The organism is Natroniella sulfidigena (assembly GCF_023223645.1).
Taxonomy (GTDB): Bacteria; Bacillota; Halanaerobiia; order Halobacteroidales; family Halobacteroidaceae; genus Natroniella; species Natroniella sulfidigena.
The window spans coordinates 108,622-126,043 of sequence record NZ_JALKBY010000004.1; the positions used below are offsets into that span (position 1 = coordinate 108,622).

The window sequence follows — 17,422 nt, forward strand, 5'->3', positions numbered from 1 at the left end:
TTAGTCTTATTGATATTTCAAATCTTATAAAATATATTTGCTTAAATCTTTATCTTTAACAACATCTTCTAATTTATCTTTGACATAATCTCTATCAATTACTATTTTAGATTCTGAAATTTCTGGGGCTTTAAATGAAATTTCTTCCAACAGCTTCTCTAAAATAGTATGCAATCTTCTTGCCCCTATATTTTCAGTTTGCTCATTAACTGTAAAAGCTATTTCTGCTAATTCATCAATTGCTTCAGCAGCAAATTCAATCTCTAGCCCTTCAGTTTCTAATAAAGCTTTATACTGCTTGGTTAGAGCATTTTGTGGTTCGATTAATATTTCTTTGAAGTTTTCCTTAGACAAACTATTCAACTCTACTCTAATTGGAATTCTTCCTTGTAATTCTGGAATTAAATCAGTAGGGTTACTGACATGAAATGCTCCAGCTGCAATAAATAATATATGGTCTGTCTTGACTGGCCCAGACTTTGTCATCACCGTCGAACCTTCTATAATTGGCAAAATATCACGTTGAACCCCTTCTCTAGAAACATCAGGATTAGAACCGGATTTACCTTCAGCTATTTTATCAATCTCATCTAAAAAGATAACCCCTGATTCTTCCACTCGACTAATAGCTTCTCGACTAACCTCATCCATATCTATTAGCTTTTGAGCTTCATCTTCTTTCAATATTTTCCTGGCTTCCTTTACTGTTACCTTTCTTTTTTTCTTTTGATTAGGAAACATATTGCCAAAGATATCTTGAAAATTGACCCCCATCTCCTCTATTCCAGCTCCAGAAAAAATTTCAACCATTTGTGAATTATTATCTTCTACTTCTACCTCAATTATTCTATCTTCTAACTCTCCTAATTCTAATTGATGGCGTAATTTTTCCCGATGCTTTTCAAATCTTTCTTCTTTCTCAGTCTCATCGGTAGTTTCTTTTTCTTCAGCAAAATTGTTAAACATATTATTGAATAAATTATTACCTTTCTTTTTAGGACGAGGAAATAAAGCATCTAAAATTCTTTCTTGAGCCAACTCTTCTGCTTTATCCTCTACTCCTTCCATCCTTTCTTGCTTAACCATTCTAATAGCAGTCTGTACTAAATCTCTAATCATCGATTCTACATCACGCCCAACATAACCTACCTCAGTAAATTTAGTTACTTCAACCTTAATAAATGGTGCTTTAACTAATTTAGCCAATCTTCTTGCTATCTCTGTTTTTCCTACACCAGTTGGCCCGATCATCAAAATGTTTTTAGGTACAACCTCTTCTTTTAATTTATCCGATAGCTTCTTTCTTCTATATCTATTCCTAATAGCTATTGCTACCGCTTTTTTAGCTTCACTTTGACCAACTATATATTCATCCAAACTTTCTACTACCTGCTGTGGAGTAAATTGCTCCATTATGCTCCCCCTTTATTTATATCTCTTCTACTGTAATTTGATCATTTGTATAAATACAAATATCTGCTGCTATCTCTAAAGATTTTTCAGCTATTTTTGCAGCAGTTAAATCAGTAAATTCAGCCAAAGAGCGTGCTGCAGCTAAAGCATAAGAACCTCCAGATCCAATAGCAGTTATTCCATCATCTGGTTCAATTACATCTCCTGTTCCTGATACAACTAACAAGCAATTTTGATCAGCTACAACTAATAAAGCTTCTAACTTTCTTAACATTTTATCTGTTCGCCACTCTTTAGCCAACTCTACTGCAGCTCTCTTTAAGTTGCCATGAGCTTCCTCTAACTTACCTTCAAATTTTTCAAATAATGTAAAAGCATCAGCTGCAGTTCCTGCAAACCCAGCTAATACATCATCATTAATCCGTCTGACCTTATTAGCTCCATGTTTCATTACAGTATGCTGCATTGTTACTTGCCCATCCCCAGCAACAGCAACATTCTCTCCCTTTTTAACCGCTATAACCGTCGTTGCATCAAACATTTTATCCCCCTAATCAATTTTTAAATTGAGTATTTATAGTATTTTTTCATAATCACATTCTGAATTAATACAGTATTGCTTTGTTTCTTTTTTAGTCTTTTTTTCAACAAGAAACTGCTTACATTCAGGACATTCTTCTTTAGTTGGCTTATGCCAAGTCATAAATTCACAATCTGGATAACTACTACAACCATAAAAAACTCTTCCTTTTTTACTTTTCCGTTCAATAACATCACCATCTTCACATTCAGGACACTTAACGCCCATCTTAACTAAAATAGGCTTTGTATTTTTACAATCAGGAAATCCTGGACACGCTAAAAACTTACCATATCTACCATGCTTAACAATCATGTTTTTACCACATTTTTCACATATTTCATCAGTTACTTCCTCTTCCAACTCGACTTTTTCCATATTTTCCTGAGCAGATTCTAACCTTTCAGCAAAAGGTTCATAAAACTCTCCTAACAATTCTACCCATTCTTTTTCTCCTGCTTCAATCTTATCTAAATTTTTCTCTAATTGAGCCGTAAACTCCACATCGGTTACATCAGGAAAATGTTCAACTAATAATTTATTAACTAGTTCTCCTAATTCAGTTGGTATCAGCTTTCCATTTTCTTTTTCAACATAATTTCTCTTTTGAATTGTACTAACTACTGGAGCATAAGTACTTGGACGTCCAATCCCCTTTTGCTCTAATGTCTTAACTAATTTAGCTTCAGTATAACGAGGTGGAGGTTTAGTAAAGTGTTGATCAGGAGTGACTTCACTTAAATCAACCTTCTCTTTTTCTGCTAAATCGGGTAATAATTCATCCTTTTTACTTTGTCTAGTAGTATCAACTTTTAAGAAACCTGGAAACAACTCTTGTGATCCTTTGGCCCTTAATTTATATTTTCCTCCAGTTATATCAACTGTTAAGGTTTTATAAACAGCAGGGCTCATCTGGCTAGCTACAAACCGCTCCCAGATTAATTTGTATAATTTATATTCTTCCTTACTTAAATGTTCTTTTATTTTATTAGGCGTTCTATAAACTGATGTTGGTCTAATAGCTTCATGAGCATCTTGGGATTTATTTTTAGTCTTATATTTCTTAGGTTGGTTGGATAAATACTTTTCTCCAAATTCATCCGTTATATATCCTCTTAATTCATTTTGAGCTTCTTTAGAAACTCTAGTAGAATCAGTTCTCATATAGGTAATTAAACCTATCGCCCCTTCAGATCCTAAATCAATTCCTTCATATAATTGTTGGGCCAAATACATTGTCTTTTTAGTGCTAAAATAGAGGTTCGTGGAAGCCTTTTGTTGTAAACTACTTGTTGTAAATGGAGCAGAAGGGTGCCTTCTTCTTTTACTTTCCTTGATCTTACTAATTTTTAAATCTGTCTGCTTCAACTCTTTGACTACTTGATCAGTCTCTTCTTTATTCTTTAACTTGAATTTTTTATTATTGATTCTATATAATTTTGCTTTAAACTTATCTTTATTTTCAGTTTTAACTTCAACATCAACCGTCCAATATTCTTGTGGTTCAAAAGCCTTAACTTCTTCCTCTTTTTCACAAATCAGCTTAACAGCTACAGACTGAACTCGCCCTGCACTTAATCCTCTTCTTACTTTTTTCCATAACAGAGGACTTAACTTATACCCTACCAGTCGATCAAGTACCCTTCTTGCTTGCTGAGCATCGACTCTATTCTCATCAATCGAACGAGGTTCTTTTAAAGCATTCTGCACTGCTTTTTTAGTAATTTCATTGAATTCAATTCTACACTTTGCAGATTCATCTATATCAAGAGCACGTGCTAAATGCCAAGAGATCGCTTCACCTTCTCGGTCAGGGTCAGTTGCTAATAATACCTCTTTGCTCTTTTTAGCACCCCGTTTTAATTTTTGTAGTATTTTTCCTTTCCCTCTAATAGTTATGTACTTAGGTTTGAAATCTTCTTCAGTATTAACTCCTAATTGACTTTTTGGCAAATCAATTACATGCCCCATTGAAGCCTGCACCTTAAAGTCAGAACCTAAAAATTTATTAATTGTCTTAGCTTTAGCAGGAGATTCTACAATTACTAATTTATTCTTTTTTTTAGCCACTTTCTCACCTCCATAACCTTACATTAATTAATGTATTCTGCTGCTGAATCGTTTATAACCTCAAATTCTGAAATATGCTGAACTATAAAGCTTAATCGCAATTCATCTTCAATAACCTGCTGTAATACTTCCCATAAATATTCAATATTAAGATACTCATTATGCATCTTAAACAACTCAGCAATCAACTCTTCTAATTCTTCCTCAGCAATTAAATTTAAACAATTCAATTTTAAGATGACTCCTTGCATTTTAAGATCAAATTTAAACTTTTCTCTAAAGCTAAAAACACGATGTTTACAATCATCTTGTTGTTCAATATATTTTCCACTTAATAATTCATCTGTTGAATTTATTCTTTCCGAAGAAGCAAAAATAAATTCAAAGGCTTGATTGATCTCTTCTAAACCATAACCTTCATCTCGCAAAAAAGTAATCAATTTTTCTTCATCTTCAACTAATTCTTCTTCATGTAATAGGTTTTTAACTAAATAACTGATTATCTTAAATACATTATTATTCATTTTATAGCCCCCCTTTCAAAGCTTAACATCATCTCGTAATCTAAATTTTCTTCCTGGTAATTGTTCTATAATACCTTTTACTTCTAGTTCTAATAAAACTGAATTTAATTGAGCAGAAGTCAATTCAACAGCATCAAGTAAATATTCAAATTGTTGAGAGTTAACTGTCAATGTTTTATAAACTATCTGCTCTTGTTCATTCAAAGTTTCATTTATTTTAGGATTACTTTTGTACTCTAAATTCGATTCATCATCCCTGTTATCAACTTCTAACAAATTCAACTCTTCTAAAATATCATCTAAGTCCTGAACTAATTTAGCTCCAACTTGAATTAGTTGGTTAGTTCCTACACTCTGTTTTCTCGTTATATCTCCAGGAATAGCAAAAACTTCTCTTCCTTGATTTAAAGCTAGATTAGCAGTAATCAACGAACCACTCTTCTTAGTTGCTTCAACAACTATCGTTCCTAAACAAAGTCCACTGATAATTCTATTCCTAACAGGAAAATTTTTACCCCCTGGCTCAGTAGCTAATGGAAAAGAGCTGATAACTGCCCCTTGAGCTTCTATTTTTTTGGCCAACCCTTTATTCTTTTTAGGATATATGACATCTACTCCCGATCCTAAAATAGCATAAGTTATACCAGACTTTAAAGCCCCCTGATGAGCAGATGTATCTATCCCATAAGCTAAACCACTAACAATATTAAGTCCTTTTTCTGCTAATCTTTGACTTAATTTGCTTGCTATTCTTTTTCCATATTGAGTGCATTTTCTAGAACCAACTACAGCAATACAAGGCTTATTAATTCTTTCGATACTTCCTTTATAATACAAAATAGGGGGTGGATCATAAATCTCCTTTAATAATCTAGGATAACATGTATCTTGTAAAGTTACAACCTTAATTCCAAATTTATTCAATCTTTCTAGCTCAAATTTAAAATCAAAGTTCTTCTTAGAATCAATAATCTTTTGACTGACTACCTTACCAATCCCACTTATATTATCAAATATTTCTTTATCTGCTTGCCAAATCCCTTGTGCATCACCAAAATAATCTAATAGTTTTTTTATTCGCCTTGGCCCTAAGCCATCAACTTTACTTAGCCAGATCCAATAGCCTTTACCTTCCATATTGCAACCTCCTATTAATTAATTGGTGTTACCAATCTCCCAATTAACAACTTCAATTTATCTAAAATCCCCAATTGCTGATAATCCTCTAACTTCCACTTCTTACTTTGTTCTAGATTCAAAGTTATTTCTTCCATTATTTTGTTAGAAAAATCCTGGTCAAAAATCACTATATTCAACTCATAATCAAGATACAAGCTTCTTGTATTAAAATTAGCAGAGCCAATTGATAAAATCTCCTTATCTACCAATAACATTTTAGAGTGTAAAAATTCATCTTGATAATGATAGACAGACACTCCCGCTTTTAATAACTTCTTAAAAAAAGACATATTACTCCAACTAAGTAATATACTATCAGTCTTTTTAGAAGTTATTATATTAACATCTATCCCTCTCAATGCTGCCGTCTGCAATGCAGTTAAAATATTATCATTCAAAACTAAATAAGGCGTAACTAAATAAATCTCTTCTTGTGCTGCTGTAATCAATGCAAAATAACTTTTATTCATTTCAGACCAAGGAGTATCAAATCCAGTAGTAATTAATTGAATTGGCAATCTATTTTTCATATTTTGCTCAGGAAAATATCTTCTTTCTAAAATTTGATCACCAGTAACATAATACCAATCAAGTAAAAAGACTTTCTGCATCCAACTAACTGCTTCACCTTCAATTTTAACTTGAATGCTCTCTCTTTTATTTCCTGTTATATATTCATCTCCTAAATTTACATCTCCAATAAAAGCAACCTTACCATCTATAATTACATTCTTTCGGTGATTACGGTGGTTGAGTTTTCCTCTTAATATAGAAGTAACTAAATCGTTATAAGCTTCAATCTCTATTCCTACTTTTCTTAATTCTCCCTTATATTTTTGACCTAACTGATGGCTACCTAATCTATCATAAATAATCCTTATCTCAACACCATCTTTTGCCTTCTTGATCAATAAATCCTTGAATTTTTGTCCTATCTGATCATCCCGAATAATATAAAAACAGATATGAATATGATCTTCTGCTTCTTTTAACTGGGCCAACATTTCTGCAAAAATATCTTCTTCTTTAAAGATTGGTTCAGCTTGATTATTAATAGTTAAATCTAATCCACTTGTTCTTTCAATTAAGTTTGAAATACCTTCTTGTCGCTTATCCTTTAGCGAGTATTCAGTGTCTGTTTTAGCAAGTTCAGTTAATTGTTCTAAATATTGATTTCTTTCTAAATAATAATTGTTTAATGATTGTTTATTTCTACAAATTTGAATAAATGTAAAGACTCCAAATAAAAAAAATAATATAAATAAAACTTTGAAAATCAAACTAAAATCACTAGTAAAATATATTCCTGCCAAACTTAATCCTAACAGACCACTAATCCCTAATAAGTAAGGGTAAAAAGCAATTATCACCTTTTTATTACCTAAAATGAAAATATTAAAGTAAATAATCGTAATTATAAATAATAAAATTAACCCCCACCACAACCGATACATTAACTCACACCCTTTTATGGTTTCCTAAAACTCATTATATTTTTTTCCTAAATTATTAATTTTATACTTCATCCTTACTGAAACCGATTTAAAGATTATAATCAGCAGGAATTGAAACTCATATTTGTGTTTATCAAACAACCATTGATCTACTTAAAGAAGAAGATGAAGTAGAATTAATTACTGATTCTATTTCATCAAGGACTTTAGAGAATAAAAAGATCGGCTTAAAAAAATGAAAGGAGCAGGAGCTAAATTAACTAGTACTGAAACTGCTTTATTTGAATTATTGAAAGTAGCTTCAGGAGAAAAATTTAAACAAATTTTAAAACTGGTTAAATAAAGAAAAGAATCGGAATTTTTCCGATTCTTTTCTTTATTTAACCTATCTTTTGATTTGTAATTTCTAAGACTTCTGCTTTTAATTCTTTAGCTTCTTCCTTTAACTCCTTCATTTCGGCTCTCTTTTCAGCTACATAATCTTCATCATTCATAGCAGCTAAATTGATATTTACATTTAATTCTGCAGCTTCTAATGCAGCCCAAGCTTCAATAGCACCTACACCTGCATCACTCACAGCATGGGTATTACCATTCTTAGCAGCAAACAAGGCTTGCTCTAAAATTCCAATACTCTTTTTAGCCATCGCAAAAGGAACTTCTGTTGCTTTCTTAGAAGCTTCCTTTAAAGCCTCACTTCGCTTTTCTTTTTCTTCACTAGTCTCTTTAGGCATCTTCAAAGCATCCATATAAGCATTAAATACCTCTATATCTTGATTTACCAAATCAAGATAGTCTTCTTTTAAAGCAGTAGTAGTTTCAATTAACTCTTCCATCTCATCTTGAACATCAGCATAGTCTTCCTTGCCCACAGTCAATGAACCTACCATACAAGTAGCAGCAGCAGCTAAAGCTCCACTCAATGCAGCTGCACTCCCTCCACCAGGTGCTGGCTTATCTGAGGCAAAGTCATCCATAAATTGACCAATCTCTTGTTTTCTGATCATTTTAATCTCCCCCATTACTTTTTGAATTTCTAGTACTTTATTCTTTAATGAACATAATTATCCTTCTAAAATAGATGATTTTTAAGAAATAATTACTGGTTTTATTTCAATGATGTTCTTCCCAATACATAAAAATATACAATCTATTCAATAATAACTTAAAAGCAAACTATTTTAAGGAGGCCTCTATGTTTATTGTAATAATCCGTACAATTATTTTATATGCTGTAGTCTTTCTAACCTTTAGAGTAATGGGCAAAAGACAGATTGGAGAGTTACAACCATATGAATTGGCAATTACAATTATGATCTCCGCTTTAGCTGCTATTCCGATGCAAGATACTGATATTCCTTTAATTAATAGTTTAACACCTATTATTTTGATCTTTTCTACTCAAATTTATATATCTGCTATCACTACTAAAAGTAGTACAGGAAGAAGAATCATTTGTGGGAAACCTACAATCTTAATTGAAAATGGCCAAATTGTTGAAGGAGAACTCAACAAAAGTAGAATTAATATTAATGAGTTGTTAGAAGAACTTAGAATCAAAGGTTACCCCGATATCTCTGAAGTAGAGTTTGCTTTTATTGAAACTAATGGCTCCCTTAGTATAATCCCTAAATCTCAAAATAGACCAGTTACTCCCAAAGATTTAGAAATCGATACCAACTATGAAGGAATTCCACATCCAGTAATTATAGATGGCCAAATTCATACTAAAAATTTAGAAAAATTAAACCTTTCCCCAGAGTGGTTAAAAGAAGAATTGACTTCTCTAGGAATCGATAATCCATCTGATATATTTTTTGCTAACCTTGATTCAGAGGGTAACCTATTTTACCAAGTTTATCGCCAAAAAAACAAATAAGTTACCAAAAGGAGTTGAACAACTAATGAAAAAAACTATAATTTATACTAGTATCTTATTAGTTATTACTTTGAGCCTCGTCAGTTACGGATATATTGCAACAAATAATAGAGCTGATCAACTAATTTCAAAACTAAACGCCCTCGAAGATAATTTAAATAATAACCACTGGGAAAATATCAAAAATAACACTGAATCCTTAAATCAAGCTTGGGAAGAAGCAAACTTTACGTGGAGTATTCTTATGGACCATAATGAGATAGATAAACTTGACCTCTCCATTTCCAAAATTATCTCACTGATAGAATTAGAAGAAAAAGAAAAAGCTTTAACCGAATTAAGAATCGCTAAAGAATTAGCTAGACAAATGCCCAGTAATGAAAAAATAAGAATTGAAAATATTTTTTAAAATTTATAACTTCGATCAAGGCTCCGATATTGAATTGCTTCAGCTATATGAGCAGAATTTATTACTTCTTCACCTGCTAAATCAGCAATCGTTCGGGCCAACTTCAAAATCCGATCATAAGCTCTAGCACTTAAATCAATCCTTGAAATAGCCTGTTTTAATAACTCTTCTCCTTGCGATTCTACAATACAGTATTTTTTAATCAATGGTCTATTCATCCTAGCGTTATACATTATATTCTCCTCAGCAAACCTCTCTAATTGCACTCTTCTTGCCTTTTTAACCCGCTCTCTAATTTGAGCAGAACTCTCCCCTTCTTCATACTCAGTTAATTCATCTACTTGCAAACGCGGTACTTCTAAATGAATATCAATTCTATCTAATAAAGGCCCTGAAATTTTATTTAAATACCTTTTAATGTCATAAGAATTACAGCTACAGTTTTTTCTATCATCACCATAAAATCCACACGGACAAGGATTCATGGCAGCTATTAACATGAATTTGGCAGGATAGTCTAATGTTGTCAATGCTCTAGAAATACTAACCTCTCCTTTTTCTAACGGCTGACGTAATACTTCTAAAACATTCTTTTTAAACTCCGGTAGCTCATCTAAAAATAAGACCCCATGATGAGCCAAACTAACCTCCCCTGGCTGGGGTATTCTTCCTCCACCAATTAAACCAACATCTGAAGTTGTATGATGAGGACTTCTAAATGGTCGTTTAGTAATTAATGCTCTTTCAACTGATAGCTTACCTACAATACTGAAAATCTTAGTTACTTCAATTGCTTCCTCTTTGCTCAAAGGTGGTAAAATAGTAGGTATCCTTTTAGCTAACATAGTCTTTCCAGAACCTGGCGGGCCAATCATAATTACATTATGCCCCCCAGTTGCTGCTATCTCTAAAGCTCGCTTAGCATGCTCTTGACCTTTTACATCTTTAAAATCAACTTGATAATCATCATCTTCAGTTAAGTAAAAGTCACCACTTACTTGAGGTAATTCCAATTCTCCATTCAAATAATTAACCGCCTCTTCTAAATTAGCCACTGCAATAATCTCTAAATCATCGATTACAGCAGCTTCTTGAGCATTTTCTTGTGGTAAGATAAATCCTCTCTTCCCTTCTTTTTTAGCCGCTAAAGCCATCGGTAGAATCCCATTAATTCCTCTTACTTGACCATCTAAGGATAATTCACCAATTAGAGCATAATCTTTTAATTTATCATCTTTAATCAAACCATTAGCTGCCAAAATTCCAATCGCTATCGGCAGATCAAAGACTGGACCCTCCTTTTTTATATCAGCCGGAGCTAAATTGACAGTAATCCTTTTGATTGGAAATTTAAATCCTGTATTCTTAATAGCAGCTTTGACCCTCTCTTTCGATTCCCTAACTGCCGTATCCGGTAGCCCTACAATATTAAAAGCAGGCAAACCTTTTGCCAAATCAACCTCAACTTGAACCACATAACCATCTATTCCTAACACAGCATTGCTATTTGCTTTAGCTAACATACTAATCCCCCTTAACATAAAAATGCATTCTTAATCAACTTAATCTTATCTTCTTGTTGGTAAGAAAGAATAGCTACTACATCAAAACGAAAGTCAACCTCTCTTTGTTGTAGACTTAAATAATACCGAGCAACCCGAATTAAATGTTGCCTCTTTTTATAATCAATCTTCTCTAATGGTGAGGCAAATGATCGAGTAGTTGCTGACTTAACCTCAACAAATACTAAATAATCACCTTCTTGCGCTATCAAATCGACCTCTCCATAACGTGTCCAGAAATTTTCTTCTAAAATCCGATAATCTCTTTTTTCTAAAAATTTTTTAGCAATTTTTTCTCCATTTGCTCCCTGCTTTCTTGTATTCATTAATTTACCCCCAATTATTAAGAATATCTTAACCATTGAAGGAATAATTATACATAAAGTGAATCAAATATTTATCTGAACAATTATATATTAATACACTACATCAAATTAACTTTTAAAACCTTAGGACCACAAATTATTTCAAAAAATATTAATTATTTTTCATAAAATAATTAATTGTCAGAAAGAACTGATAATTAATTATCAATCACGCAGGAAATTTAACTTTTATATAGAATAACCCCTATAGTAGACTATAAAACCAAGAATCTAGAACTAATAATTTAAGAAAGGGAGATGTGTTTATGACTCAAAACAAATTAAAAGAATCTATTTTAAATGATGATGAGTTCACCATCACATGGGAGCTAGTACCAGGACGTGGAGCAAGAGAAACTAATCAAGAGATGATCTTTAAAAACACAGAAAAGGCCGTTGAAGGAGGTAAAGTAGATGCTATAACCATCACTGATAATCCAGGAGGAAATCCAGCTATTTCTGCTGAGTATTTAGGTATTAAGATTAAAGAGATGGGCATCGAACCTTTAGTTCACTTTACTTGTAAAGATAAGAATAGAAATCAGATTGAAAGTTTTCTTTATTCTATGGAGCGAGAAAATGTTAGTAATATTTTGGTAATGACAGGTGATTATCCAGTAAGTGGCTATAATGGTCGTTCAAGACCTGTTTATGACTTTGATCCTGTTCATGTAGTAGAGTTAATGCAAGATCTTAATGATGGGTTAGAGTATAAGGATGCTTTTGGCCGTTCTAATAGTTTAAAACCTACTAACTTCTTTCCAGGTGTAGCAGCTTCTCCATTTAAGAAATTAGAATCAGAACAGATGGCTCAATATTATAAGTTGAAAAAGAAGGTTGAAGCAGGAGCAGAGTATATCATTCCTCAGCTCGGTTATGATGCTCGTAAATATCATGAGTTGATTCAATTTGTGGAACAACAAGGTTGGGATATTCCAGTTATCGGTAATGTATATGTTCTATCTTATGGTGCTTCTCGAGCTATGAATGCTAACCGCATTCCAGGCTGTGTAGTTACTGATAAATTAGTTGCTGATTTAGCTAAGGAGAAAGATGCTGATGATGGTGGCCATCAAGCTGGACTTGAAAGAGCAGCTAAAATGTATGCTTTCAAAAAAGGTATGGGTTTTGCAGGAGTACACATTGCTGGTCATGGTATGAGTTATGAAGATTTAGAGTTCATCATTGACAAAGGAGAAGAATTAGCTCCTAACTGGCAAGATCTTGTCCATGAATTTGAATACCCAATGGAAGATGGATTCTATTACTTTGAAAAAGATGAAGAAACTGGATTAAATACTGATAAACCTGCTGCTAGAACTCATAAACCGAAAAAAGAATTTATTAATAGTAGCTTTAGAGTAATGCACCATGCTTTATTTGAACCAGCTAGCCCATTATTTAAACCAATGCAGTATTTATGTAAAACAGTTGAAGATAGTGTCCTAGAAGGACCATTTGATCTTATGGAGCGTGTAATTAAGACTGTTTCTAATGAATGTCGAGAATGTGGAGACTGTGCATTATTCGATTTAGCTTATTTATGTCCAATGTCACAATGTCCAAAGAACCAAAGAAACGGTGCTTGTGGTGGTAGTAGAGATGGTTATTGTGAAGTTTATCCAAATGAACAAAAATGTATCTATGTTAGAGTTTATGATAGATTGAAGCCTTACGGTGAAGAAGAACAACTGCAAGAATATATTGTTCCTCCAGTTAATTGGGACTTATATCGTACGTCATCTTGGATTAACTTCTTTATGGGACGCGATCATGTATCTGAAAGAATTGATATTGATCCTCCAACTAGTAAAGATAATGGTAAGAACAAGAAGGCTTAAACTTCATAATTTTTTAATATTAGAATAATTCTTCTGGATATAATATAATAACTTTTTCTAAATTTATGAAAAGCTACGTTATTACTAACAATTTGTTAGTAATAACGTAGCTTTTGTTCTTGTTTAGAAACTATGCTTTTTAGGGGTTTTACTTTTTTTAATGGTTTACTTAACCTTAGACTTAGCCTTAAACTTAGCCTTAAACTATGACCGAAGGTCATTTTGCTCTTGTAATTGGTAATTATTTCTTTAACTTAGTAGAACATATCTGTACTTATTTTTGTCCACTTACATATAATAAAAATAAAGGTAATCACCTAGGTGATTGCTTTCACTATAGATTGACCCCTCCAAGTGCCTATTAGGGAGGGGTCTACTCTATTAAACCTTAACATCAATTTTTGTAGCAGATAATTTACTGCCTTTAGTTAAAAGTTTCAAGACTAATTTCCCTTGATACCAGCCTTTAACTTCAACAGTAACCTTTTGACCTACTTTTAAGTCTGCCATTTTCTGAGCTTCAATAGCTCTTTGATCAAATTTTATTATTACACTTTCTTCTTTTAGCTCCAAGACAACCCCTTTTAACTTATTGCCAGGTTTAAGTAGCATTGTAAACCTCCAATTAACTTAGCTTTTTTACTATCTTAAAGGAAGTACGATGAATTGGAGTTGGCCCATGTTCTCGTAATGCTTGAATATGTTTTTGAGTACCATACCCTTTATGTTGGGCCAAATTATATTCAGGAAATTGTTGATCATAATCAACTAGAATCCGATCTCTTGTTACCTTAGCTATAATGGAAGCAGCAGCAATTGAAACACTATTGCTATCTCCTTCAGTAATTGCTGCCTGTGCTAGATCGGTTTCAGGAAGATGTTCAGCATCGATCAATAAATAATCCGGCACTTGCTCTAAATCAGCAACTGCTTCTCTCATCGCCTGATAGGTAGCTTGTAAAATATTAATTCGATCAATTGTTTGGCTATCAACAATTCCAACCCCAATACCTAATGCTTTCTCTTGAATGACTGCAAATAATTCCTCACGTTTCTTTTCAGATAATTTTTTAGAATCATCTACACCTAAGATTAAAGTATCCTCAGGTAAGATAACAGCAGCAGCTACTACTGGTCCTGCTAAAGGCCCTCGACCTGCCTCATCTATTCCTGCAATCAAATTATATCCTTGTTGGCGTAGCCTATCTTCATGCCGACTCATCTTTTTAAATTTCGCAATAGCTTCTTCTCTTTTTTCTTGGCGACGGACAATCTGTCGGGCCAACTTCTGAACCCCTTTTCTAGAATCAGCTGCTAACTTCTCAATTAAATCTTCTGATATTTCCTCAAAATTATTAACTTTAGCTTTAATCTCTTTTATCGTTAACTTGGATAGTTCCATCATAACAACTCCTTATTTCTAACCAATTAAACTGTTGGCGGTAATTCTAAAGTAAGTTTTCCAAATTTACCTTCCTGAAACTCTTTAATAATTATCTTAGAAGTCCGCTCACGATCAATTCTTCCTCCTGATTGCAAACAACCACGCTTTCTCCCAATATCTGCTATCAATTGATATGTATCAGAAGTAATTTGGTTTAAGTTAAATCTTTCTTTCAACTTATTAGGAGCAACTTGTTGTAAAATTTCAACCAATTTATAGGCAAGTAGCTCATTTTCAACTAAATTTTCCTTGATCGCTCCTGTAATTGCTAGCTTAAAACCAACCTCTTCATCTTCAAATTTAGGCCATAAAATCCCAGGAGTATCCAACAACTCAAATCCTCTTCTCAGTTTGACCCATTGTTGGCCCTTAGTAACACCTGGTCTATTCCCCGTTCGAGCACTTTTCTTATTACTAAGTTGGTTAATCAATTGAGATTTTCCAACATTAGGAATACCAACTATCATTAATCTAATATCACGTTCTTTACGCCCTTTATCTGCTAAAGCAGAGAGTTTATCTTCCATAATTTGTTGTGCTAAATTTAAAATTTGATTCACTCCTGCTCCAGTCAAAGAATTAACAGCTAGCGTTGGAGCTGAATCAGCAAGATACTGCTTCCATTCTTTGGTTCGTTTTTGATCAGCTAAATCTCTCTTATTAAGGACAATAATCCGCTTTTTATCTGCCAAAATATCTTCTATATCAGGATTTCTACTACTTAATGGAATTCTAGCATCCAATAATTCAATTACTACATCAATTAATTTTAAACCTTCTTCAACCTTCTTTTTGGCTTTAGCCATATGGCCAGGATACCATTGAATTGACATTAAACTTAGCCTCCTCTAATTAATTAAACCTATTCTAGTTAGCGGCCAAAAGATAAAACTACCTTGTCCTACGATATTTTCACGTGGAACAAAGCCCCAGTACCTACTATCTTCGCTGTTGTTCCGATTATCACCTAAGACAAAATAATTATCTTCAGGAACTTCAACCTCTGAGAAATCACTATACATCTTTTCTACTACATAATCCTCTTCTAATGGTTGCTCATTAATATAAACCTGACCATCAGTAATCTCAACTCGATCTCCAGGCATACCAATTATTCTTTTAATAAAGTTGTATTCAGGTTCAACAGGATATTTAAAAACAACTACCTCCTGTCTACGTGGTTCACGAAATCTATAAATAAATTTATTAGCAAAGATTCTATCTCCAGGTTGCAATTCAGGCATCATTGAGCCTGACGGAATATAGAAAGCTTGAGCAACAAAATTAATAATAAAAAAGGCAATTACAACCGCCACAATAATAGCTTCTAAATATTCTTTAATTGTTTCTTTATCCAGCATTAATAAACACTCCTATACAAAAGAGGACAAGCCTGCACAGCCAGTCCCCTTCTTAAATAAATTTAAGTACAATTTATTAATTTCTTTTTTCTCGTACTTGAGCAGCCTTACCTTGACGATCTCTTAAATAATACAATTTAGCTCGATTAACATCTCCACGTTTAGCAACTTCAATCTTGTCAATCTTTGGAGAATGTAATGGGAAAATTCGTTCAACTCCAACACCGAAAGATATCTTTCTTACAGTAAAGGTTTCGCGTACGCTACCACCTTGTCTTTTGATTACAATACCTTCGAAAATCTGGATTCTTTCTTTCCCACCTTCCTGAACCTTAAGGTGAACTTTAACAGTATCACCTGGGCCAAACTCAGGAATATCGTCACGTAATTGCTCTTGTTCTACAATATCAACTAAGTTCATATTCTTTCCTCCTCTCACAAAACGTTCTTAAACTATATTATAGCCAGAGGACCGTCTGTTTTTGTCCGTAAATCATTATAACACATGCTAAATTTAATTACAAGCTATATTTTACCCTTAATCTCTTTTGTTATTCAGTTGACAGTGAACAGTTGACGGTTGACAGTTAAAAAATAAATTCAAAACCACTCTCTAAACTCCTAAACATAAGACTTTTCAACCGTCTTAAGTATTTAAGGTTTTACTCTTTAACTGTAAACTGTAAATTGTAAATTGTACATTTGTTTCTTACTTCCCCCTCCGGGTTCTTTGAACCCTTCGTGATGAAAAAATCCGCTCTTAGATTTTTTCTACCACCAAGCTTCACCTAACAATCTATCCAAGATAATCGCAGCAGCACTTCTGACTGACAGATGATTATAATCACCTGGTCCATAAATTGGCTCTAAAATATAATCAGCAGAATTCATAGTCTCTTTAGTCAAACCCCAACCCGTTCCTAACAAGATCAAATAAACTTCTTCTCCTTGCTGAATCTCTTGCCTTAACTTCTTATAACTTATAGTATTAGAATAAGTCCTAGCATCAGTCGTGACTAAAGTTGGCTCCTTGCCTTCCTTAGCTGTTATATCTGCTATTACATCTTCAAGCTCAGCCTTAATCTCAAGCACACTAAATGCCTCTTTACGATCTGGATTATATTCTGCTCCAAAATCTCCTGCCCAATAATCCTTCATCCGCTTAACTAATCCCTGCTGAGAATCTAAATGGTTTACTATATAATACTGACCAATATTATATGTTCTACTGGCTCGAGCAATATCATGTAAATCTAAATTAGTAACTGTAGTAGTAATTACTTCCATATTCTTATTATAAACAGGGTTATGTAATAAAGCTAAATAAACCTGTTGTTCCAT

The 17,422-nt window shown here is 33.1% G+C and carries 19 protein-coding genes; 4 read left to right on the plus strand and 15 right to left on the minus strand.

What is annotated here, in order from left to right:
* Positions 1 to 24: 24 nt before the first annotated feature.
* The 6 genes from hslU to cls are packed head-to-tail and all read right to left on the minus strand — an operon-like array spanning position 25 to position 7,220.
* Positions 25 to 1,413 (minus strand): ATP-dependent protease ATPase subunit HslU, encoded by a 1,389-nt coding sequence (gene hslU / locus MWH28_RS04045; protein WP_282580118.1) that lies wholly within the window; start codon positions 1,411 to 1,413, stop codon positions 25 to 27.
* A 16-nt stretch (positions 1,414 to 1,429) separates the two neighbouring features.
* Positions 1,430 to 1,954, minus strand: coding sequence for an ATP-dependent protease subunit HslV (hslV, locus tag MWH28_RS04050; RefSeq protein WP_248618005.1), 525 nt, complete (start codon positions 1,952 to 1,954; stop codon positions 1,430 to 1,432).
* A gap of 33 nt (positions 1,955 to 1,987) precedes the next feature.
* Complete coding sequence (gene topA / locus MWH28_RS04055; protein WP_248618006.1) at positions 1,988 to 4,063, minus strand: type I DNA topoisomerase; 2,076 nt, start codon at positions 4,061 to 4,063, stop codon at positions 1,988 to 1,990.
* Positions 4,064 to 4,086: 23 nt separating this feature from the next.
* The gene (locus MWH28_RS04060) at positions 4,087 to 4,587 is read right to left on the minus strand and encodes a DUF494 family protein (RefSeq protein WP_248618007.1); all 501 of its coding nucleotides are present in this window, start codon (positions 4,585 to 4,587) and stop codon (positions 4,087 to 4,089) included.
* A gap of 15 nt (positions 4,588 to 4,602) precedes the next feature.
* Positions 4,603 to 5,724, minus strand: coding sequence for a DNA-processing protein DprA (dprA, locus tag MWH28_RS04065; RefSeq protein WP_248618008.1), 1,122 nt, complete (start codon positions 5,722 to 5,724; stop codon positions 4,603 to 4,605).
* 14 nt (positions 5,725 to 5,738) lie between these two features.
* Positions 5,739 to 7,220, minus strand: a complete 1,482-nt coding sequence (cls, locus tag MWH28_RS04070; RefSeq protein ID WP_248618009.1) for a cardiolipin synthase — start codon at positions 7,218 to 7,220, stop codon at positions 5,739 to 5,741.
* A 143-nt stretch (positions 7,221 to 7,363) separates the two neighbouring features.
* Between cls and MWH28_RS12960 the strand changes: the two genes are divergently transcribed.
* On the plus strand, positions 7,364 to 7,459 hold the full coding sequence (locus tag MWH28_RS12960; protein ID WP_345894748.1) for a hypothetical protein: 96 nt from the start codon (positions 7,364 to 7,366) through the stop codon (positions 7,457 to 7,459).
* Positions 7,460 to 7,600: 141 nt separating this feature from the next.
* Here the strand turns inward: MWH28_RS12960 and MWH28_RS04075 are convergent, their stop codons facing one another.
* Positions 7,601 to 8,227 (minus strand): cyclodeaminase/cyclohydrolase family protein, encoded by a 627-nt coding sequence (locus MWH28_RS04075; protein WP_248618011.1) that lies wholly within the window; start codon positions 8,225 to 8,227, stop codon positions 7,601 to 7,603.
* A 188-nt stretch (positions 8,228 to 8,415) separates the two neighbouring features.
* On the opposite strand from MWH28_RS04075, the gene MWH28_RS04080 reads away from it, so the two are divergent.
* A complete protein-coding gene (locus MWH28_RS04080; protein WP_248618012.1) occupies positions 8,416 to 9,099 on the plus strand; it encodes a YetF domain-containing protein in 684 nt (227 codons plus the stop codon).
* Positions 9,100 to 9,124: 25 nt separating this feature from the next.
* Positions 9,125 to 9,508, plus strand: a complete 384-nt coding sequence (locus MWH28_RS04085; RefSeq protein ID WP_248618013.1) for a DUF4363 family protein — start codon at positions 9,125 to 9,127, stop codon at positions 9,506 to 9,508.
* On the opposite strand, the gene MWH28_RS04090 is transcribed toward MWH28_RS04085, so the two are convergent.
* The gene (locus tag MWH28_RS04090) at positions 9,505 to 11,031 is read right to left on the minus strand and encodes a YifB family Mg chelatase-like AAA ATPase (protein WP_248618014.1); all 1,527 of its coding nucleotides are present in this window, start codon (positions 11,029 to 11,031) and stop codon (positions 9,505 to 9,507) included. The two genes, MWH28_RS04085 and MWH28_RS04090, sit on opposite strands and share 4 nt — an antisense overlap.
* Positions 11,032 to 11,042: 11 nt before the next feature.
* Complete coding sequence (locus tag MWH28_RS04095) at positions 11,043 to 11,396, minus strand: YraN family protein (protein WP_248618015.1); 354 nt, start codon at positions 11,394 to 11,396, stop codon at positions 11,043 to 11,045.
* Between the two features lie 305 nt (positions 11,397 to 11,701).
* Here MWH28_RS04095 and MWH28_RS04100 point away from each other — a divergent pair, with 305 nt between their 5' ends.
* The gene (locus MWH28_RS04100; protein WP_248618016.1) at positions 11,702 to 13,276 is read left to right on the plus strand and encodes a methylenetetrahydrofolate reductase C-terminal domain-containing protein; all 1,575 of its coding nucleotides are present in this window, start codon (positions 11,702 to 11,704) and stop codon (positions 13,274 to 13,276) included.
* A gap of 381 nt (positions 13,277 to 13,657) precedes the next feature.
* Here MWH28_RS04100 and MWH28_RS04105 read toward each other — a convergent pair whose 3' ends face one another.
* The 6 genes from MWH28_RS04105 to MWH28_RS04130 form a co-directional block, all read right to left on the minus strand.
* Positions 13,658 to 13,888: a hypothetical protein gene (locus tag MWH28_RS04105; protein ID WP_248618017.1), complete on the minus strand. Its 231-nt coding sequence runs from the start codon at positions 13,886 to 13,888 to the stop codon at positions 13,658 to 13,660.
* Positions 13,889 to 13,901: 13 nt separating this feature from the next.
* Positions 13,902 to 14,678: a ribonuclease HII gene (locus MWH28_RS04110; RefSeq protein WP_248618018.1), complete on the minus strand. Its 777-nt coding sequence runs from the start codon at positions 14,676 to 14,678 to the stop codon at positions 13,902 to 13,904.
* A gap of 26 nt (positions 14,679 to 14,704) precedes the next feature.
* Complete coding sequence (ylqF, locus tag MWH28_RS04115) at positions 14,705 to 15,553, minus strand: ribosome biogenesis GTPase YlqF (protein ID WP_248618019.1); 849 nt, start codon at positions 15,551 to 15,553, stop codon at positions 14,705 to 14,707.
* Between the two features lie 15 nt (positions 15,554 to 15,568).
* The gene (gene lepB / locus MWH28_RS04120) at positions 15,569 to 16,081 is read right to left on the minus strand and encodes a signal peptidase I (RefSeq protein WP_248618020.1); all 513 of its coding nucleotides are present in this window, start codon (positions 16,079 to 16,081) and stop codon (positions 15,569 to 15,571) included.
* A gap of 76 nt (positions 16,082 to 16,157) precedes the next feature.
* The gene (rplS, locus tag MWH28_RS04125) at positions 16,158 to 16,502 is read right to left on the minus strand and encodes a 50S ribosomal protein L19 (protein ID WP_248618021.1); all 345 of its coding nucleotides are present in this window, start codon (positions 16,500 to 16,502) and stop codon (positions 16,158 to 16,160) included.
* A 350-nt stretch (positions 16,503 to 16,852) separates the two neighbouring features.
* Positions 16,853 to 17,422, minus strand: coding sequence for an RNA methyltransferase (locus MWH28_RS04130; protein ID WP_248618022.1), 570 nt, complete (start codon positions 17,420 to 17,422; stop codon positions 16,853 to 16,855).